This is a genomic window from Nakamurella sp. (assembly GCF_044224575.1).
Taxonomy (GTDB): Bacteria; Actinomycetota; Actinomycetes; order Mycobacteriales; family Nakamurellaceae; genus Nakamurella.
The window spans coordinates 1-19,708 of sequence record NZ_JBGAKE010000001.1 but is presented as its reverse complement, the minus strand read 5'-3'; the positions used below and the strand labels follow the sequence as shown (position 1 = coordinate 19,708).

Genomic DNA, 19,708 nt, shown 5'->3' with positions numbered 1-19,708 from the left:
CATGAACGAGGCCGGCCCCCAGCCGGACGCCGCCGCGCGCGAGTACGCCCGGCGCGAGGCGGCGATCAACAAGGGCCTACGCGGGGTGATGTCGGCCACCCTGGTGCTCGAGGCCATCGTGGTGTTGCTGGCGCTGCCGGTGGCGATCAACACCGACGGCGGCGTCGGCCCGGTGTGGGTGGTGCTCATCTGCCTGCTGGCGGTCGCCCTCATCGGCTGCTGCGTGATCATCCGGCGGCCGTACGCGCTGACCACGATCCTGGTGCTGCAGGCGTTGATGATCGCCGGCTGGTTCATCACCCCGACCCTGGGGGTGATGGGGCTGGTCTTCGCCGCCGTCTGGGCGTTGATCCTGTGGTTCCGCGCCGAACTTCGTCGGCGGCTGGCGGCCGGTACGCTGCCGGAGCCGCCGCCCAGTGGTTCCTGAGCGGTCGGCCGACAGCCCGTCTCCGACCCGCACGCTCTCAAACACTCAAGGAGTGGTTCTCGCCATGTCTGAACGCACGCTCGTCCTGATCAAGCCCGACGGTGTCGAGCGGCACCTGGTCGGCGAGATCCTGTCCCGGATCGAGCGCAAGGGCCTGTCGCTGGTCGCCCTGGAGTTGCGCACCGTCGAGCTGGCGGTCGCCGAGGAGCATTACGCCGAGCACAAGGGCAAGGGTTTCTACCAGGGCCTGCTCGACTTCATCACCGGCGGCCCGCTGGTGGCCGCGGTCGTCGAGGGTCCCCGCGCGGTGACCGCGTTCCGGCAGCTGGCCGGCGGCACCGACCCGGTGGAGAAGGCCGCCACCGGCAGCATCCGCGGCGACTTCGGCCTGGAGACCCAGTACAACCTGGTGCACGGTTCGGACTCGCCGGAGTCGGCGGCTCGGGAGATCGCGCTCTGGTTCCCCGGCCTGTGACGGCAGAGCCGGGGTTGGATTCCGCGGTCCCCGTCATCCGGCGGGTCGGCCCCGGCCTTCGGGCATCCTCGGCGGAGTCGGCTGCTTCCATGGCCGCCGACAGCTCTTTCGGTGTCGCGCTGGTCGGCCTGTGGCACGAGGTGGCGCAGGCCGGCGGCGGGGTCGGCTTCACCGACACGACCGATCGGGCGGACGTGGCCCGGCTGGTCGCGCCGATCGTCGATGATCTGCGCAGGGGCCGGGCCCTGGCGGTGGCCGTCGACCAGGGCCGGCGGCTGGTCGGCGCGGCGGTGCTGCACCCGGGGCCGGGCGCCCGCGCGCACACCGGCCGGCTCGACCTGCTCGTGGTGGAGCCGGCGCTGACCGGCTGCGGACTGGGCCGGGCGATGCTGACCGCGCTGCTGGACGATGCCCGAGCCCGTGGGCTGGACCGGGTCGGTGTCGAATTCGGGCAGGATGACCGGGTGCAGCGGTTCTTCGAACGGTTCGGCTTCCAGGTGTGGGGCCGCCGGCCCGGCTGGCAGCGACTGGGCCCCGGCGTCGACCGGGACGAGACCATCATGGGGTTGGTGCTGTGAGCATGGGGGTCGTGCAGTGAGTAGCGCCTCCGGCCGGCGAGTCATCGACCTGTCCCACGTGATCGTCGAGGGCATGGTCACCTACCCCGGTATCCCGGGCCCGACCCTGGGCTGGCATCTCACGTTCGACGAATCGGCCGCGCACTACGCCGCCGGCACCGAGTTCGCCATCGGCACCATCTCGATGGCGGCGAACACCGGCACCTACCTGGACACCCCGGCGCACCGTTACCGGGACGGGGAGGATCTGTCCCGGCTGAGCCTGGACAAGATGGTCGACCGGCCCGGGGTGGTGGTCCGGGTGCGGAACCGGGACACGCGCGATGGGCGAGCGATCGGCGAGGCACAGCTGCGGGCGGCGCTGGGCGACGTCGATCCCGTCGGGATGGCGGTGCTGGTCGAGACCGGGCACAGCGACCGCTGGGGCACACCGGCGTACTTCGCCGAGCATCCCTACCTGACCGACGACGCGGTCGAGTTCCTGATCTCGACCAAGCCGTCCCTGGTCGGCATCGACTCGCTGAACATCGACTCGACGCACACCGGCCGGCGGCCGGCGCACAGCTGGCTGCTGGCGGCGCGGATCCCGGTGGTCGAGCATCTGACCGGACTGGCCGACCTGCCGGACACGGGGTTTCGGTTCACCGCGGCGCCACCGGCGGTGCGGGGAATGGGGACCTTCCCGGTGCGGGCGTTCGCCGTCGTCGGCGGCTGACCGGCCTCGCCGGGTCGGGATCGTCGCGCCGGGTCAGCGGTGCTGGCCGCGCCGCCCGGTGGCCAGGAAGGCCCAACCGACGGTGACGGTGCCCATGAGCAGCAGGCCGAGCCCCAGCACGACGGGCCAGACGATGTCCAGGCCGGTGCTGGCCAGGACCATCGCGGTCGGGACCGGCTCCCCGGTCGGTTCGGTGACCGGCGTCCACACGGTGGCGGCGGCAGCTGCGCCGGCGGACAGCACACTCAAGGCCATCAGCGACACCGACAGCACGCCGGCGGTGAGCCACCGTCGGACGCTGGGGGTCCTGGTCTTCATGGCCATCGTGGGGTCGCAGTGTCCTGTCTGTGGTCGCGGGCGAATCGTGGGGTCACGGTGAAGACGTGTGAGGCCGCCGTGTGGTTGCCTCTCGAGTCGACCTGAATGGACAGGATGTCCAGTGTGGTCAACCAGCCAGTGTAGGAACCTCGGGGCGGGAACGGTCACGGCGCGCCGATCGACGACCGTGGTGGGGGCGCGCGCGGCGCCGCGACCCGCGCGGCCGGGCTGTGGGATAATCATGGCGACGCGTCGCTGGCATGGGTCAGCGGTGCGTTCGGGCGGGTCGACTTCAGCATCCGCCGCGCCGATCGGCGATCCGTGTTTCTTACCCGGAGACCGCCAACCGGGCCGCGGCGGAAATGGCGTCGTTCGTTCGACCACCAGACTTCCCGGAGGCCTACCGGCCCCGGTCCATTGACCCGTAGGGCCCCTGTGCGGACGCGTTTTCACGCGCCCGGGGGTCCGTGAGAGGAACGTCGCGATGACGCTGACCCTGGAATCCGCACTGGCCGACCTGCCCGCCAAGCCTCGCGTGCACGAGTTGTCCAAGCGGGTGGGCACCACCAGCAAGGAAATGATCGCCGTGCTCAACGAGCGCGGCCTGACCGTGAGCAGCGCCTCGGCCTCCGTGCCGCGCGCGGTTGCCATCGCGGTCATCGAGCACTATCTGGGCGTGCCGGTGCCGATCGAGCCGGACGAATCGCCGACCGAATCGCCCACCGCGGGGGACTCGGCGGTCGGGGCCCCGGCTCACCAACGGCCGCCGGTCGAGTCGACCGCGGTCGAGCGGCCGGTCGCCGATGACCCCGGTACGCGCAAGCCGGCAGGCGACCCCCTGGCCCCGCTGTTCCTGCCCCCGAGCGAGACGGTCACCGTGCCATCCGAGGTCCGGCCGGCCGAGGATCGTGGCCGACCCGATGAGGAGGACGGGGCCGAGGAGGCGCCCGCCAAGCGGTCCCGGCGGCGGCGTGGCCGCCCGGCCGGCCGCAGATCCGAGCCGGAGGAGGCCACCGAAGCCACCGAAGCCACCGAGGCCGTCGAGGCCGCGACACCGGAACCGGAGGCGGACGAGGCCGAGGCGCCCGCCGATCAGGGCCCCGATCCCGATCAGGACGAGTCCTCCGACGGCGGTGCCCGCCGTCGTCGTCGCCGCGGTCGGCGCGGCCGCGGCCGGACGGTCGATACGGACGAGCAGGATGAGGACGACGCCGGGGAGGACCAGACCCCCGCCGGACCGACCGACACCGAGGAACCGGCCGAGTCCGAGGACGATGCCGAGGACGCCGCGACCGAGTCGGCCGCGGGCGCCGAGGTGGACGCCGAAGAGGACAGCGGCGGCGGCGGTGGCAGCCGTCGCCGGCGTCGTCGTCGCCGGCGCACGTCCGGTGATGAAGGCAGCACGCGTGAGGACGACCCCGACAACACCGTCGTGCACGTGCGCGAATCGCGGGCGGCCGCCCCGGCGGTCAACAACGAGGTCCAGGGCGTCCGCGGGTCGACCCGGCTGGAGGCCAAGCGGCAGCGCCGGCGCGACTCCCGCGATTCGTCCCGGCGTCGCCCGCAGATCCTGACCGAGGCCGAGTTCCTGGCCCGGCGGGAGTCCGTCGAGCGGGTCATGGCGGTGCGTCAGCGCGGCGACCTGGCCCAGGTCGCGCTGCTCGAGGACGGCATCCTGGTCGAGCACTTCGTGTCGCAGACCGGCGCCGATTCGCTGATCGGCAGCGTCCTGCTGGGCAAGGTGCAGAACGTGCTGCCGTCGATGGAGGCGGCGTTCGTCGACATCGGTCGCGGCCGCAACGCGGTCATCTACGCCGGCGAGGTCAACTGGGATGCGGCCGGCCTCGGTGGCAAGGCCCGGCGCATCGAATCGGCGCTGACCAGCGGCGACACCATCCTGGCCCAGGTCTCCAAGGACCCCGTCGGGCACAAGGGTGCGCGGCTGACCACGCAGATCTCGTTGCCCGGCCGATTCCTGGTCTACGTGCCGGGCGGGGGCGCGACCGGCATCTCCCGCAAGCTGCCGGACACCGAGCGCAAGCGGCTCAAGGCCATCCTGGACCGGATCGTCCCGGAGGACGCCGGAGTGATCATCCGGACCGCCGCCGAGGGTGTGTCGGAGGAGGAACTCGCCCGCGACGTGGAGCGGCTCAAGGCGCAGTGGGAGGAGATCTCCCGCAAGGCCGAGGCGAAGGGCAGCGCACCGACCCTGCTGTACGCCGAGCCGGGCACGCTCATCAAGGTCGTCCGGGACCTGTTCAACTCCGACATCACCCGGCTGGTCGTGGACGGCGACGAGGCCTGGGAGCCGGTCGCCGAGTACGTCAACGCGGTGGCCCCGGAACTGGCCGACCGGCTGGTCCGCTGGGACCACGAGGGCTCCGACGTCTTCGCCAACTACCGCATCGACGAGCAGATCGCCAAGGCCCTGGAACGCAAGGTCCACCTGCCATCGGGCGGTTCGCTGGTCATCGACCGCACCGAGGCGATGACCGTCGTCGACGTCAACACCGGCAAGTACACCGGCTCCGGCGGAAACCTCGAGGAGACCGTCACCAAGAACAACCTCGAGGCGGCCGAGGAGATCGTCCGTCAGCTGCGGCTGCGGGACATCGGCGGCATCATCGTCGTCGACTTCATCGACATGGTGCTGGAGTCCAACCGCGAGCTGGTGTTGCGCCGGCTCACCGAGGCGCTCGGCCGGGACCGGACCCGGCACCAGGTCGCCGAGGTGACCTCGCTCGGCCTGGTGCAGATGACGCGCAAGCGGATGGGCACCGGGCTGGTCGAGGCGTTCTCCGAACCGTGCCCGCACTGCGGTGGCCGCGGCATCATGCTGCATGAGGGTCCGGTGGCGACCCTGGCCGAGCCGGCGCCGGCCGTCGAGCGGCGCGGCAAAGGCCGCCGGCGGGGCCGGGACGGCGGCCGGACGGCCGAGGAGATCGTCATCCCCCGGGTCGACCCGGCTGCCGGCCGGCGGCCGGATCCCCGCGGGCCCAGGCCGCCGAGCGTGCCGGCCCATCACGAGACCGAGGCGCCGCCCGCGGACGGACCGGACGAGCAGGATCTGCCGGACGTGGCCGGTGCCGCGGCGGCGCAGGGCCGGTTGATTGCCGCGGTGGCGGATGCGGCCGATGCGGCGGCCCTGATGGCCGACGAGGCCGGCGAGCCGGTCGATGTCGTCGTCGAGGCAGACGTCGACGGGGCGCCGGCCTCGATCGGCGTGGACGGCCCTGGGCACGGCAACGACGGCCATGGGCACGGCGAGGACGGACCGGACGACGAACTCGTCGTCGAGGCGGTCCCGGGCGAGGTGCTGGCCCGCCCCGAGGGCGAGCCGGAACCGGCCGTGGTCCACGAGCCGGAACCGGCCGCACCGACTGCGCCGGCCGTCCCGGCTGCATCGGTGCCGACGACGGCGGCCGAGCCCGCGCCGCCGGTGCGCCGGCGCCGGGCCGCCGGCCGGGCCGCGGGTGCGCCCCCGGCCGCGGCGGCGGTCGACATCGTGGTGGCTCAGCCGTCCGGCGACGGTGACGGCGACGGATCAGCGGCCACTGTGCCGTCCGGCGGCTATCTGGTCAGCGACGACGGCGCGGCGACCAGGCCGCGCCGGCGGGCGGCGTCCCGTCCCGCCGGACCGTCCGCCGCCCCCGACGGTTCCGATGGGGTGGTGGCGCCGGTCGACACGGAAACCGTGTCCTGAGCGCGGACCGGGCCGGTTTGCCCCGGCTCACCGGGCCGCGTACTCTGAACAATCGGCACGCTGCGACGCAGCGCGCTTCGTACTGCCTGGGTTTCACCCGGTCGAATCCCGCGGTGAACGCGGCGCCGATCGGTGTCCGCGGGCGGGACCACGACACTGGCACGACAAGAGGCAGGAAGGCGCGTCTGATGTACGCGATCGTCAAGACCGGCGGCAAGCAGTACAAGGTCGCCGAGGGCGACGTCATCGAGGTCGAGAAGCTCGATGGCGATCCCGGCGCCGCGGTGACCCTGCCCGCAGTTCTGGTGGTGGACGGGTCCGCCGTCACCGCGCAGGCCGATGCGCTGGCCAAGGTTTCGGTGGCCGGTGAGGTCGTCGCGCACACCAAGGGCCCGAAGATCGTCATCCACAAGTTCAAGAACAAGACCGGCTACCACAAGCGCCAGGGGCACCGTCAGCCGCTGACCAAGGTCCGGGTCACCACCATTTCTGTCGGCTGACGCCGGTCGATCGGGTAGTAGAGGAGAAGCCGACATGGCACATAAGAAGGGCGCGTCCAGCTCCCGCAACGGTCGTGACTCCAACGCCCAGCGGCTCGGGGTCAAGCGCTTCGGCGGGCAGCAGGTGAACGCGGGCGAGATCATCATCCGGCAGCGCGGCACCAAGTTCCACCCCGGTGAGGGCGTGGGCCGGGGCCGTGACGACACCCTGTTCGCGCTGGTCGCGGGCGAGGTCACGTTCGGCAGCAAGCGTGGTCGCAAGACCGTCAACATCACCGTCGCGGAGCCGGCCGCCCAAGCGGCCGCCGTCTGACGCGACACCTCGACAGGGGCGGCCCGTTTCGACGGGACGCCCCTTTCGTGCGCTCTGAGCGCTGATCCAAGGAACGGAGGCGAGAAGTGGCCCGCTTCGTCGACCGCGCCGTCCTGCACCTGCAGGCCGGCAACGGCGGTCATGGGTGCGCCTCCGTGCACCGGGAGAAGTACAAGCCGCTCGGCGGCCCGGACGGTGGCAACGGCGGCAACGGCGGTGACGTCACGCTCATCGTCGACAGCAACGTGCACACCCTGCTGGACTTCCATTTCCGGCCGCACGCCAAGGCCGGCAACGGTCGGCCCGGCCAGGGCGACAACAAGGACGGCGCCAACGGCGACGGCCTGGAGTTGAAGGTGCCGTCCGGCACGGTCGTCCGGACCGCCGCCGGTCAGGTGCTCGCCGACCTCGTCGGCACCGGCTCGCGGTACGTGGCGGCCAAGGGCGGTCGCGGCGGGCTCGGCAACGCCGCGCTGTCCTCCCGGGCCCGCAAGGCCCCCGGATTCGCGCTGCTCGGCGAGCCCGGTGAGTCCGCCGAGGTCGTGCTGGAGCTCAAGTCGGTCGCCGACGTCGGCCTGGTCGGCTTCCCCAGCGCCGGCAAGTCGTCGCTGGTCTCGGTGCTGTCCGCGGCCCGGCCGAAGATCGCCGACTACCCGTTCACCACCCTGGAGCCCAACCTGGGCGTGGTCACCGCCGGTGCGGAGGTGTTCACCGTCGCCGACGTGCCCGGGTTGATCCCCGGCGCGAGCCAGGGCAAGGGCCTTGGCCTGGAGTTCCTGCGGCACATCGAGCGGTGTTCGGTGCTGGTGCACGTCATCGACTGCGCAACCTACGAATCGGGCCGCGACCCGATGTCGGACATCATGGCGCTGGAGTTCGAGCTCGCCGAGTACGGCGCCGGGCTGGCCACCGACCTGACCAGTAAGCCACGGCTGGTCGTGCTGAACAAGATCGACGTGCCCGAGGCGCGGGAGCTGGCCGAGTTCGTGCGGCCCGACCTCGAGGCGGCCGGCTATCCGGTGTTCGCGATCTCCGCGGCCACCCACGAGGGGCTGGCCGAGCTGAAGTTCGCCATGGCGCAGACCGTGGCGGCCGACCGGGCGGCCCGACCGGCCGCGGTGGCGCCGCGGATCGTGGTGCGGCCCAAGCCGGTCGATTCCGAAGAGTTCCAGGTGGCCGTCGATCCCGAGGTCGATGGTGGCTTCGTCGTCACCGGCGCCCGGCCGGAACGGTGGATCCGGCAGACCGACTTCGACAACGAGGAGGCCGTCGGCTACCTGGCCGACCGGTTGGCCCGGCTCGGGGTGGAAGAGCAGCTGGCCGCCCTCGGTGCCGAGGCCGGCGCCCCGGTGACCATCGCCGGCGTCACCTTCGACTGGGAGCCCACCACGTTGGCCGGGGTCGACACGGTGCCGACCGCGCGCGGCACCGACGAGCGGATCTCGCGCACCGACCGGGTCGGCGCCGCGGAGCGCAAGGCCATGCATCGGCTGCGTCGCGGACTGGACGTGGAGGGTCACACGCTCGACCGGGGAATGGCGGACGGGTCCGAGTCATGACCGTCCAGCAGGCGCTGTCCGGGCTCGGGTCGGCCCTGTCCGAGCCCCGGCAGGCCATCGGACAGGCCCGCACCGTGGTGGTCAAGGTCGGCTCGTCGTCGCTGACCACGGCGACCGGCGGGCTGGATCCGGACCGCTTGGACACCCTGGTCGACGCGATCGCCGGGCGGGTCGCGGCCGGCTCCCAGGTGGTCCTGGTGTCGTCCGGGGCGATCGCCGCCGGGTTGTCGCCGCTCGGCCTGGCTCGTCGCCCGCGGGACCTGGCCACTCAGCAGGCGGCCGCATCGGTGGGGCAGCAGCTGCTGGCCCACCGGTATGCCAGCTCGTTCGCCCGGTACCGGCTGACCGTCGGACAGGTGTTGCTGACCAGCGACGACGTGGTCCGGCGGGCGCACTATCGCAACGCGCAACGCACCTTCGGCAAGCTGCTGGCGTTCGGCGTGGTGCCGGTGGTCAACGAGAACGACACGGTGGCCACCGCGGAGATCAAGTTCGGGGACAACGACCGGCTGGCCGCGCTGGTCGCGCATCTGGTCGGCGCGCAGGCGCTGATCCTGCTGTCCGACGTCGACGCGCTGTACGACGGCGACCCGCGGCTTCCTGGGTCGAGCCGGGTGCAGGAGGTCCCGGACGCCTCGGTGCTGGCCGGGATCGGCATCGGCGGGTCCGGCAGTGACGTGGGGACCGGCGGCATGGAGTCCAAACTGACCTCGGCGCTGACGGCGACCGGCGCCGGAATCCCGGTGTTGCTGGCGTCGGCCGCCGACGCCGGCGCCGCCCTCGCCGCGGCTTCCGCGCCGGTGCCGGGGCCGGTGGTGGGAACCGCGTTCGCGCCGGCCACCCGGCGCACCCCGGCGCGGCTGTTCTGGTTGCGGCACGCGGCCACCTCGGCCGGTTCGATCGGACTGGACGCCGGCGCGGTGCACGCCGTCGTCCAGCGGCGCAAGTCGCTGCTGCCGGCCGGGATCACCCACTTCTTCGGCGATTTCGAGTCCGGTGACGTGGTCGACCTGCTGGCGCCGACCGGCGAGGTCGTCGCCCGTGGCTTCGTCGGGCACGACGCGGGCGAACTGCCCGGCATGATCGGCCGCTCGCTGTCCGAACTGCCGGACGGGCTCCGGCATCCCGTCGTGCACGCCGACGACCTCATTGCCGTCACGCCAACTATGGTCGATTCAGCAGCCTCCCAGCGCAGTGAAGGGTCGGAGCATGTCCATTCTTGAGCAACCGGTCATCAACGCCGGGGTGCCGGTTCCGGTCGCGAAGCGGGAGACGGTGCCGGCCACCCGGGACGAGGTGCTGGCGTCGGCGCGCCGGTCCCGGGCGGCGGCGGCCGAGCTGGCCGTGCTGACCCGGTCGGTCAAGGACGGTGCGCTGCGGGCGATGGCCGACGCGCTGCTGGACCGTCGGGACGAGATCCTGGCCGCCAACGAGAAGGATGTTGCCGCCGCAGTCGCCTCGTCGACGCCGGATTCGTTGGTGGACCGGCTGCGGTTGACGGTGTCCCGGGTCGACGCAATGGCCGCCGGCCTGCGCGAACTGGCCGGTCTGCCGGATCCGGTCGGCACCGTGGTGCGCGGGTCCGTGCTGCCCAACGGGCTGCGGCTGGACCAGGTGCGGGTGCCGATGGGCGTCGTCGCGATCATCTACGAGGCGCGACCGAACGTCACCGTGGACGCTGCCGGGATCGCGCTCAAGGCGGGCAACGCGGCCCTGCTGCGCGGATCGGCGTCGGCGTACGAGTCGAACCGGGTGCTGGTCGACATTCTCGCGGAGAGTGCAGCCGCCGCCGGCATTCCCGCCGCCGCCGTGCAGTTGGTGCCCGGCACCGACCGGGAGTCGGTCACCCACCTGATGACCGCTCGCGGGCTGGTCGACGTGATCATTCCCCGGGGCGGCGCCGGGCTGATCCAGGCGGTCGTGAACGGCTCGACGGTGCCGGTGATCGAGACCGGGGTCGGCAACTGCCACGTCTACGTGGACGCCGATGCGGACCACACGATGGCCCTGCAGATCCTGGTGAACTCCAAGGCCCGGCGGCCCTCGGTGTGCAACGCGGCGGAGACCCTGCTGGTGCACGCCGACGCGGCGGCCTCCTTCGTGCCGGCCGCGGTGGCGGCGCTGCGCGAGGCCGGCGTGGTGGTGCACGCCGACGACGCGGTCCGCGACCTGGTCGGGGACGTGCCCGGGGTGGTGCCGGCGACCGACGCGGACTTCGACACCGAGTACCTGTCCCTGGATATCGCGGCCCGGGTGGTCCCCGACATCGACGCGGCGATCGAGCACATCGGCGCCCACGGCACCGGGCACACCGAGGCGATCGTCACCTCGTCGCTGGCCGCGGCCCAGCGGTTCACCGCCCGGGTCGACGCCGCCGCGGTGATGGTCAACGCGTCGACCGCGTTCACCGACGGCGGCGAGTTCGGATTCGGCGCCGAGATCGGCATCTCGACCCAGAAGCTGCACGCCCGCGGGCCGATGGGCCTCGCCGAGCTGACCAGCACCAAGTACGTGGTCACCGGCAACGGTCAGATCCGGTCGGCCTCATGAGCTTTCCACTCCGTCAGCGCCGCGCTGGATGACCGGGCCGGCGCGCCGGATCGGGGTGATGGGCGGCACCTTCGACCCGATTCACCACGGGCACCTGGTCGCCGCATCGGAAGTGGCGCACCAGTTCTCGCTGGACGAGGTGGTCTTCGTACCGACCGGGAACCCGTGGCAGAAGGCCGGCGAGAGCGGTGCCGAACACCGTTACCTGATGACGGTGATCGCCACCGCGTCCAACCCGCGTTTCCGGGTGTCCCGGGTCGACATCGACCGGCCGGGGCCGACCTACACCCGGGACACGCTGGAGGACCTGCGGGAGGCCAACCCGGGCGCCGAGCTGTTCTTCATCACCGGCGCGGACGCGCTGGCCGCGATCCTGTCCTGGAAGGACCCCGAGGAGGTGGCCGGGCTGGCCCACTTCATCGGGGTCACCCGGCCCGGGTACCAGCTGTACGACCCGCAGCTGCCGGGCGGCCGGGTGACGCTGATCGAGGTTCCGGCGCTGGCGATCTCGTCGACGGACTGCCGGGAACGGGTGCGGTCCGGCGCGCCGGTCTGGTACCTGGTGCCGGACGGGGTCGTCCAGTACATCGCCAAACACGGCCTGTACCGGTCCGCGTCCGACTCCGCAGCCACCTCCGAACGTGAGTGTGAATCCGACACAGATAGAGGTATTTCATGAGTGCCACCCCGGACAGCATCGAGCTGGCCACGGTCGCGGCCCAGGCCGCGGCCGACAAGAAGGCGACCGACATCCTGCTGGTCGACGTCTCCGAGCGGCTGGCGATCACCGACGTGTTCGTGATCGTCACCGGCTCCAACGAGCGGCAGGTCGGTGCGATCGTGGACGAGATCGAGGAGCAGATGCGGGTGGCCGGCTGCCGGCCGCCGCGCCGGGAGGGCCAGCGCGACGGACGCTGGGTCCTGCTCGATTTCGTCGACATCATCGTGCACGTGCAACATCCGGAGGAGCGCGTGTTCTACGCGCTGGACCGGCTCTGGAAGGATTGCCCGGTGATCCCCTTCACCGACCGGGCGTTGGCCGACGCCGACCCGGAAGCCGTCGGCACGTCGTGACTCTCGAGCACCTCATCCTGATGCGGCACGGCGAGACGGATTGGAACCGGAACCAACGGCTGCAGGGCCACCGCGACATCCCGCTCTCCGACGTCGGCCGCATGCAGGCGATCGACGCCGCCCCGTCGGTGTCCGCGCTGCGGCCGGAGGTGATCGTCGCGTCCGACCTGGGCCGGGCACGGGAGACCGCCGAAGCGGTCGCCGCCGTGCGGGAACTGCCGGTGACCGTCGACCGGCGGCTGCGGGAGACCTCGATGGGCAAGTGGGAGGGGCTCACCCGGGACGAGGTCGTCGCCGACTGGTCGCGCGAGTGGAACGACTGGCGCACCACCTCGGCCCATGCGTCACCGCCCGGGGGCGAGTCCCGCTGGCAGGTCGCCGCCCGGGCCGCCGCGGTGGTCTACGAACTGGACTCCGGCTCGGTGACCCGCGCGTTGCTGGTGTCGCACGGCGGCACCATCGTCGGGCTGACCGGGCGGTTGCTGGTGCTGCCCGAGGATTCCTGGGGCACCCTGGTCGGGATCGGCAACTGCCACTGGGTCGTCCTGCACCGGTATGCCGGGGCGTGGCGGCTGCACTCGTACAACGCCGGGCTCGGTGGCCTGGTGCTGCCCAAGGGTGAGGACCAGGTCGCCGGCACCTGAGTGCCCACTACCCTGGCCGCCATGCGCGTCGCCATCGTGTCCGCCACCCCGGCTCTGGGCACCGACGACGACGAGGCGCTGCTGCTACCCGCGCTGCGGGCGGCCGGCGCCGAACCGGTGGTGGTGGTCTGGGACGACCCGGTCCTGGACTGGGCGGCGTTCGACGTCATCGTGCTCCGGTCCACCTGGGACTACACGATGCGCCGGGACGAGTTCCTGGCCTGGGTGACGGCGACCGACGCGGTGACCCGGCTGCGGAACCGGCCGGACGTCGTGCGGTGGAACAGCGACAAGACCTACCTGCGCGAACTTGCCGGATACGGGCTGCCGGTGGTGCCGACCGAGTTCTTCAGCCCGGGCGACCGGCCCGCCTTCCCGGCCGGGGTGCCGTTCGTGGTCAAACCGACGGTGTCCGCCGGCAGCCGCAACACCGCCCGGTACGACCCCGACGAGCACGACGTCGCCCGCGGGCACGCCCGGCGCCTGCTCGACCGGGGCCGCACGATCATGGTGCAGCCGTATGTCGCCAGCGTCGACGAGCGGGGCGAGACGGCCCTGGTGTTCGTCGGCGGCCGGTACAGCCACGCGGTGATCAAGGAGGCGTTGCTGGTGCCGGGGGAGCGGGCCACCGAGGACAAGCTCTTCGCGACCGAGAAGCTGCATCCGGTCGAGCCTTCGGGCGCCGAGCTGGCGGTGGCCCAGGCGGTGCTGGCCGCCATCCCGTTCCCCCGCGACGAGTTGCTCTACGCCCGGGTCGATCTCGTGATCGGCGCGGACGGCACCCCGGCCGTGCTCGAGCTGGAGCTGGTCGAACCGTCGTTGATGCTGCCGCAGGCGCCGCCGGGGGCGGCCGATGTGCTGGCGCGGGCGATCGTCGAGCTGGGGTCATGAACGGACACCCGCAGGCGGTCCTTCAGTGCGGGACGTTCGCCACCGCCACCATCACGAGGAGGCCGATTCCGAGGAGCACCCACAGGCCGGACGAGCGCGCGCCGCGACCATCCGAGCGCTTCGCCACGGGCTCGCGAGTGGATCGCGAACGTCGAAGGTCCTGCTGACGGCGGTGCCGTTCGCGAGCGGCGCGTCGGCGCAGCTGTTGCCGGGCGTCTCGCGGTGCCAGCGACCAGCGATGCCGGCCGTCATACGACCACCGAGCCTGACAACCTCGCTGCAGAAGGCGGTCGCCGCACATGAGGTAGGCGACGCGGCCGTTCGCACGCGCCATCAGTCGGCCCCGTCGGCAGACCGGACACCGGTCACCAGCGCGTACTCGCTTCACGGCACCTCCCTGTTCGGAGGACGAAGAAGTCACTGTAGCGCCGAAAATCGGCGGGGGATATGGGTCAACCGGGCCGGGTTCCGCTCATTCGTGCAGGGGGCGTTGGTCGCTCTCAGCCGATGCGGCAGATCGAGCCCACAGGACCGCGCCGGTAGGCACCGGGTTCCGGTCCGGGAGGTTGCGGTCCCTGTCGACGGGTTGCTGGGTCCCGCCGGGGAGTTGTGCACATCCGCCGGACCTCGGCCGGCTCGCGGGTGTCGTGCAGACTCGGCCCGGTCCGCACTGACCCGCGGAGTTGTCCCCATGTCCGATATCCGTGCACATTCGCGGTCGGCGGACCCGGGGCGGGTCGCCCGCCTCCTAGCGTCGGGGTGTGCGTTCTCGACCTGATCCGCGACCCCGGCTGGCGCCGTTGCGCCGTCCGCCGGCCTCCGCCGGCACCGCCCCCGCGGTCGGGCATCAGGCCGGCGAGATGATGCCGGCGGGGCCGGAACTGGGCGGCTGGGTGCCTGTGGTCGATCGCGCGCCGGACGATGACGACCTGCTCTCGGAGTGGGCGCCCCGGCCCGGACGTGATCCGGGCCGGCACCGCACCCCCGCTGCGGCACCGGCGTCGGACCGGTCGAGCGGACCGTCCGGGCGGGATGGCCGGGGGCCGGCCGTCGACCCACCGGTGCTGCGGCTCGTCCCGGTAGACCGGGAGGGGTGGCCGGACGACGGCTCGGCCGGCCGGGACGAAGAATGGTCCATCGACGACTGGCCGGACGATGACGGCCGAGGCGAGGACCGTGTGCCGGCTCCCGCTTCCGATGAGCCGCCGGGGTCGTCCGGTGCAGACGCGGCGGCTCCTCCGCCCGTGGATCCCGACAGTGACCTCGCCACCGGCACCGTCGAACCCGACATCGACGCGGACATCGACCTCGGGGTCGACACAGCTCCCGACGCCGATGCCGACCTCGGGGCCGACGAGGTTCCCGACCCCGAGGCCGGGGAGCCCGCCCGGGCGCGGGTCCACCGGATCAACGGCCGGTGGGGCAGATTCGCCGAATTGTGGGTCCCCGAGTCGATGCGGGAGGCACGGGTCGATCCCGGCCGGCGGGGGATGCTGGTGCTCGTTCTGGTGGCCGCGGTCGCGGCCGTCGTTGCCGCGGTCGGGGTGTGGCGGGACCGGCCGGAACCGCGGCCGATCGAGACCGCCGTGGTCGCGGCGGCATCCGGGCCGCTCGCGGCGCCGGTCTCGGAGGCGGCGGCGTCCCCGGCCGCCGCCGTCGGCGCCGCCGGGACGGCCGGGGTGGTCCCGGTGTCGGGATCGGCCGGGGCGCCGGTGACCGAGATCCTCGTCTCGGTCACCGGTCTGGTAGCCAGCCCCGGGGTGGTGCGGTTGGCGCCGGAAGCCCGGGTGGCCGACGCGATTGCCGCGGCCGGCGGCACCCAGCCGGGGGCCGATCTGACCGGGATGAACCTGGCGGCCAAGCTGGCCGACGGCGACTCGGTGGTCGTCTCCGACACTGCAAGCACGGCAGCCGCATCGGGCGGCGGCCCGGCCGGTGGGTCGGGCGGTGCGGCGACCCAGCCGGCGGGAGGTCTGGTCAACCTCAACACGGCCGACGAGGCAGCGCTGGACACGCTTCCCGGGGTCGGGCCGGTAATGGCGCAGAACATCCTGGCCTGGCGGGAGACCAACGGGAAGTTCAGCAGTATCGAGCAACTCCAGGAGATCAGCGGTATCGGGCCATCCCGGTACGCGCAGCTCGCCCCGCTCGTGACCGTGGGGTGAGACGTGTTTCGCGCCGTGGCGGACGAGGAGAACGCGGTCCCGCCGGATCTGCGTTTGGTACCTGGCGCGCTCGCCCTGTGGGTCGGAACCGTCGTCGTCCTGCTGGGGGGTCCGCAGCTGGCCTGGTGGATCGCCGGTCCGGCCACCGTCGGGGTGTTGGGCCTGTTCCTCATCCGGCCGGTCGGCTGGACGGTCGGGCTGCCCGTGCTGACCTTCCTGATCGCGGCGGCCGCCATCGCCGGCCTGCGGGAGGGTGCGCGGTCCGGTGACTGCGTCACTCTCGGCGCCGGCCAACGGTCCTGGGCCCACCTGACCGGGACCGTCGTCGGGTTTCCCGAACGGGTCGCGTCCGGCTTCGGCGCGGGGGACGGGACCGTGCCCGCCGATCGCGGCGCCCGCCCGGATATGCAGCGCTGGCGGGTGCCGATCCGCGTCGACACGGCCGAGATCGCCGGGCGGGCGTCCACCAGCACGGTCGGCGTCACCGTCATGGGCACCGGCGATGGGTGGGCGACGCTGCTGCCCGGGCAGCAGATCGACACGTCCGGACGGCTGGCCGCATCGATGTTCGCCGGCCGGCCGAGTGTGTCGCTCGCCGCCCGTGACCCACCCGACGTTCGGGATCCGGCCCCGGCCGCCTACCGGCTGGCCGGCACGGTCCGATCGGCCTTGCACGACACGGCCGGCCGGCTCGATGGGGATGCGGTGGGTCTGTTGCCGGGGCTGGTCGTCGGCGACACCGGCGGCATCGACGAGCGGCTCGACACGGACGCCAAGGCGACCGGGATCTCCCACCTGCTGGCGGTTTCCGGCTCGCACTTCGCGGTCCTGTGCGGGTTCGTGATCGTCGTCCTGCGGCGGTTCGGGCCGCGGGTGGCCGCGTCCGGCGCGGCGGTGACGCTGGTCGGGCTGGTGATCTTGGTCGGGCCCGAGCCGTCGGTGCTGCGTGCGGCGGTGATGGGTGGAGTCGGCGTGCTGGCGCTGTTCTCCGGCCGCACCCGGACCAGCCTGCCCGCTCTCGCCGCCGCCGTGATCCTGCTCCTGCTGCTCGATTCGGACCTGGCGGTCAGTGCCGGGTTCGCGCTGTCCGTGCTGGCCACCGGCGGACTCGTGCTGCTCGCCCCGCTCTGGTCCAAGGCATGGCAGCGGCGCGGGCTGCCGGCCGGATGGGCGGACCTGCTGGCGATTCCGATCGCCGCTCAGGTGGTCACGATGCCGGTGATCGTGGTGATGTCGGGGTCGGTCTCGATCGTCGGCGTGCTGGCCAACCTGCTGGTCGCGCCGGTGGTCGCCCCCGCCCTGGTGCTCGGCATGCTGTGTGCCCTGATCGGCCCCTGGTGGCCCGGCGCCGCCGACATGCTCGCCCAGGTGGTGGCTCCCCTGCTGAACTGGATCGCCACGGTGGCGCACACGCTGGCCCGCTGGCCGCAGGCGACGGTGCCGTGGCCGGCGACCCCGGTCGGGGCGACGCTGCTGATCGCTGCGACCGTCGCCATCGTGGTGCTGCTGCGCCGCCGGTGGTTCCGCTTGTTCGTGGTCGCCGGGCTGGCCGGGGTGACGGTCGTGCTGGTGCCGATCGGGGTGGTCGCCCCGGGCTGGCCGGTCGACGGGTGGCTGCTGGTCGCCTGCGAGGTCGGCCAGGGGGATGCCCTGGTGCTGTCCACCGGCGAACCGGGCACGGCGATCGTCGTGGACACCGGACCGGATCCCGGACTGGTCGACGGATGCCTGTCCCGGCTCGGCGTCGGCAGCATCGCGCTGATCGTGCTGACCCACTTGCATGCCGACCATGTCGATGGGCTGTCCGGCGCCCTCGACGGGCGCAGCGTCGGGATGATCGCGGTCGGTCCGGGCCGGGAACCGGCCACGGCCTGGCGTGAGGTCAACGGCCTGGCCGCGGAGCGCGGGGTGCCCGTCACGCAGTTCCGGCCGGGCGATGTCGCCTCTGTCGGCGACGCCACGCTGGCTGTGCTGGGTCCGGCCGGGGAGTTCCGGGGCACCGACTCCGACCCGAACAACGATTCGTTGGTGATCATGGCCGACCTGGGTGGAACCCGGATCCTGCTCACCGGGGACATCGAGATCGAGGCCCAACAGGCCCTGCTCAACGCCGGCGTCGACCTGGACGCCGACGTGCTCAAGGCGCCCCACCACGGGTCGTCCAAGCTGCTGGAGCGGTTCGTCGACCAGGTGTCGCCGGAGGTGGCCGTCATCGGGGTCGGAGCCGACAACGACTACGGTCACCCGTCACCGAAGGCGTTGAGCCTGCTCGATCGGGAGGGCGTGCGGACCGTGCTGCGCACCGACACCCAGGGCGATGTCGCCGTCGGGCGGCAGGACGGCGACCTGGTTGCGGCGGAGCGTGGTCCCACGCTGCGCAGCCGGCCGGGCTGACCCGGACGCGGATCCGGCCGGGTTGCGCCGGGGCGTGCCGCCGTCCGGATCTCGCCGACTCGTGCCATACGCATGTTCTGGATCGATCCCGAACCTGCGGATGAGGCTAGTCGGTGGACGAGGGAGCGCGCTGCCTGCCCGCGGTTGCGCCGAGCATGCCGCAGTGGTCTTCGGGAACGACCTGGTCGTCCCGACCGTGTTGCCCGGCCCCCTTCCCCACCTCGCCCGGAAACGACCGGACCGGGGCCGCATCGGGTGAGCCCGGCCTGCCGGCTGCGCAGCGTGGGACCACGCTCGGCCGTCGGTTGCATCTCCGGCCCGCTGTCCTGATCCTGGACGACTTCGCACTCCGGGAGCACACCGCCGCCTAGAGCCTGTCGACTAATTCGTTCGTAGGTGGATGAGGGTCGAGGCAAGTGTGATGCCGCCCAGGTAGGTCAGGGCGTGCTTGTCGTACCGGGTGGCGATGCCCCGCCACTGCTTGAGCCGGAGAAATCCGCGTTCGACGGTGTTCCGCTGGGCGTAGATCTTGGGATCGAACGCGGGTGGTCGACCGCCGGCGGAACCCTTAGCCTTTCGCCGCTCCTTCTGGTCTGTGCGTTCCGGGATCGTGTGCGGGACTCGCCTGTGTCGCAGTTCCTTTCGACTGCTCGGGTGGGAGTAGGCCTTGTCTGCCAGCAGCCGGAACGGGGGCCGCGGGCCGGGCAGTCGCTGGTTCTCGTGGAGGTCCAGCAGCGGCTGTAGTTGCGGGTTGTCACCGGCCTGCCCGGGCGTGAGGATGACCGTCACTGGGCGGGTACCTGCGTCGGTCAGCGTGTGGATCTTGGTGCTCAACCCACCCCGAGACCGGCCCAGAGCATGATCAGCAGGCTCAAGGGGCGGATTCGTGTAGTTCGACCTGCCCCCCTGTGGTGTCCGGGAGCTTCGACAGGTCCTCCGCGGCAGCGCTGGTCTTGCGGGCTCCGGCGGCGTGTTGGTGCGCGCGGACCACGGTGGAATCGATCGAGAGGATGCGGTCGAGTTCCTCGCTGGCACTGACGCCGAGCAGTCCTGCTGACCGGGCGGCGTCGAAGAGCTTCTGGTAGGTCCCGTCGTTCGACCAGCGGAAATGCCGTTTCCATACGGTCTGCCAGGGACCGAACTCGTCCGGGAGGTCTCGCCATGGGGACCCGGTGTGGTACCGCCAGGCGATACCTTCTAAGGTTGTTCGGTGACACGCCCACGGCCGGCCCCGGCGGCCGGTCGAGGACGGCAGCACGGGCTCGACGATCGTCCAGAAGTCATCGGGGGGGTGTCACGACAACTGTGTAAGGACCTGAGGCCTCAAGATCATCTAGCTTGACGGACCCCAGGAAGGCACCCACTGTGACACAGACCACACCGACGGCGGACGACTCGACGG

At 72.2% G+C, this 19,708-nt stretch carries 17 protein-coding genes and 1 pseudogene; 16 read left to right on the top strand and 2 right to left on the bottom strand.

Annotation, left to right across the window (positions count from 1 at the left end; translation table 11 throughout):
- The first annotated feature begins 1 nt into the window (after nucleotide 1).
- The 4 genes from ACILSK_RS00090 to ACILSK_RS00075 all read left to right on the top strand — a co-directional run bounded on the left by ACILSK_RS00090 (nucleotide 2) and on the right by ACILSK_RS00075 (nucleotide 2,195).
- A complete protein-coding gene (locus ACILSK_RS00090; protein WP_395725077.1) occupies nucleotides 2-427 on the top strand; it encodes a DUF4233 domain-containing protein in 426 nt (141 codons plus the stop codon).
- Between the two features lie 64 nt (nucleotides 428-491).
- Nucleotides 492-902, top strand: coding sequence for a nucleoside-diphosphate kinase (gene ndk / locus ACILSK_RS00085; protein WP_395725076.1), 411 nt, complete (start codon nucleotides 492-494; stop codon nucleotides 900-902).
- Between the two features lie 89 nt (nucleotides 903-991).
- Nucleotides 992-1,480 (top strand): GNAT family N-acetyltransferase, encoded by a 489-nt coding sequence (locus ACILSK_RS00080; RefSeq protein ID WP_395725075.1) that lies wholly within the window; start codon nucleotides 992-994, stop codon nucleotides 1,478-1,480.
- Nucleotides 1,481-1,496: 16 nt separating this feature from the next.
- Nucleotides 1,497-2,195 carry a cyclase family protein gene (locus ACILSK_RS00075; protein WP_395725074.1) on the top strand — a complete coding sequence of 233 codons (699 nt, stop codon included), beginning with the start codon at nucleotides 1,497-1,499 and terminating at the stop codon, nucleotides 2,193-2,195.
- Between the two features lie 33 nt (nucleotides 2,196-2,228).
- On the opposite strand, the gene ACILSK_RS00070 is transcribed toward ACILSK_RS00075, so the two are convergent.
- Entirely contained in the window at nucleotides 2,229-2,513 is a 285-nt protein-coding gene (locus ACILSK_RS00070) for a hypothetical protein (RefSeq protein WP_395725073.1), read from the bottom strand.
- Nucleotides 2,514-2,997: 484 nt separating this feature from the next.
- On the opposite strand from ACILSK_RS00070, the gene ACILSK_RS00065 reads away from it, so the two are divergent.
- From ACILSK_RS00065 to ACILSK_RS00010, 12 genes are all read left to right on the top strand, one after another.
- Nucleotides 2,998-6,216 carry an Rne/Rng family ribonuclease gene (locus ACILSK_RS00065; RefSeq protein WP_395725072.1) on the top strand — a complete coding sequence of 1,073 codons (3,219 nt, stop codon included), beginning with the start codon at nucleotides 2,998-3,000 and terminating at the stop codon, nucleotides 6,214-6,216.
- A 188-nt stretch (nucleotides 6,217-6,404) separates the two neighbouring features.
- Entirely contained in the window at nucleotides 6,405-6,716 is a 312-nt protein-coding gene (gene rplU, locus ACILSK_RS00060; RefSeq protein WP_395725071.1) for a 50S ribosomal protein L21, read from the top strand.
- Nucleotides 6,717-6,750: 34 nt separating this feature from the next.
- The gene (gene rpmA / locus ACILSK_RS00055; protein WP_395725070.1) at nucleotides 6,751-7,029 is read left to right on the top strand and encodes a 50S ribosomal protein L27; all 279 of its coding nucleotides are present in this window, start codon (nucleotides 6,751-6,753) and stop codon (nucleotides 7,027-7,029) included.
- Nucleotides 7,030-7,115: 86 nt separating this feature from the next.
- The gene (obgE, locus tag ACILSK_RS00050; RefSeq protein WP_395725069.1) at nucleotides 7,116-8,588 is read left to right on the top strand and encodes a GTPase ObgE; all 1,473 of its coding nucleotides are present in this window, start codon (nucleotides 7,116-7,118) and stop codon (nucleotides 8,586-8,588) included.
- Nucleotides 8,585-9,811: a glutamate 5-kinase gene (gene proB, locus ACILSK_RS00045; protein WP_395725068.1), complete on the top strand. Its 1,227-nt coding sequence runs from the start codon at nucleotides 8,585-8,587 to the stop codon at nucleotides 9,809-9,811. Before obgE ends, proB begins: the two co-directional genes overlap by 4 nt.
- Entirely contained in the window at nucleotides 9,798-11,138 is a 1,341-nt protein-coding gene (locus ACILSK_RS00040; protein ID WP_395725067.1) for a glutamate-5-semialdehyde dehydrogenase, read from the top strand. Before proB ends, ACILSK_RS00040 begins: the two co-directional genes overlap by 14 nt.
- A gap of 28 nt (nucleotides 11,139-11,166) precedes the next feature.
- Nucleotides 11,167-11,817 (top strand): nicotinate-nucleotide adenylyltransferase, encoded by a 651-nt coding sequence (nadD, locus tag ACILSK_RS00035; RefSeq protein WP_395725066.1) that lies wholly within the window; start codon nucleotides 11,167-11,169, stop codon nucleotides 11,815-11,817.
- On the top strand, nucleotides 11,814-12,212 hold the full coding sequence (gene rsfS / locus ACILSK_RS00030; protein WP_395725065.1) for a ribosome silencing factor: 399 nt from the start codon (nucleotides 11,814-11,816) through the stop codon (nucleotides 12,210-12,212). Before nadD ends, rsfS begins: the two co-directional genes overlap by 4 nt.
- Complete coding sequence (locus ACILSK_RS00025) at nucleotides 12,209-12,856, top strand: histidine phosphatase family protein (protein ID WP_395725064.1); 648 nt, start codon at nucleotides 12,209-12,211, stop codon at nucleotides 12,854-12,856. The genes rsfS and ACILSK_RS00025 overlap by 4 nt, the downstream gene beginning before the upstream one ends.
- A 21-nt stretch (nucleotides 12,857-12,877) precedes the next feature.
- A complete protein-coding gene (locus ACILSK_RS00020; protein WP_395725063.1) occupies nucleotides 12,878-13,747 on the top strand; it encodes a RimK family alpha-L-glutamate ligase in 870 nt (289 codons plus the stop codon).
- A gap of 1,244 nt (nucleotides 13,748-14,991) precedes the next feature.
- Nucleotides 14,992-15,912, top strand: a complete 921-nt coding sequence (locus tag ACILSK_RS00015; protein ID WP_395725062.1) for a ComEA family DNA-binding protein — start codon at nucleotides 14,992-14,994, stop codon at nucleotides 15,910-15,912.
- A gap of 3 nt (nucleotides 15,913-15,915) precedes the next feature.
- Nucleotides 15,916-18,306 (top strand): DNA internalization-related competence protein ComEC/Rec2, encoded by a 2,391-nt coding sequence (locus tag ACILSK_RS00010; RefSeq protein ID WP_395725061.1) that lies wholly within the window; start codon nucleotides 15,916-15,918, stop codon nucleotides 18,304-18,306.
- 381 nt (nucleotides 18,307-18,687) lie between these two features.
- Here the strand turns inward: ACILSK_RS00010 and ACILSK_RS00005 are convergent.
- Nucleotides 18,688-19,576, bottom strand: a pseudogene (locus tag ACILSK_RS00005) (IS5 family transposase).
- Nucleotides 19,577-19,708: the final 132 nt, after the last annotated feature.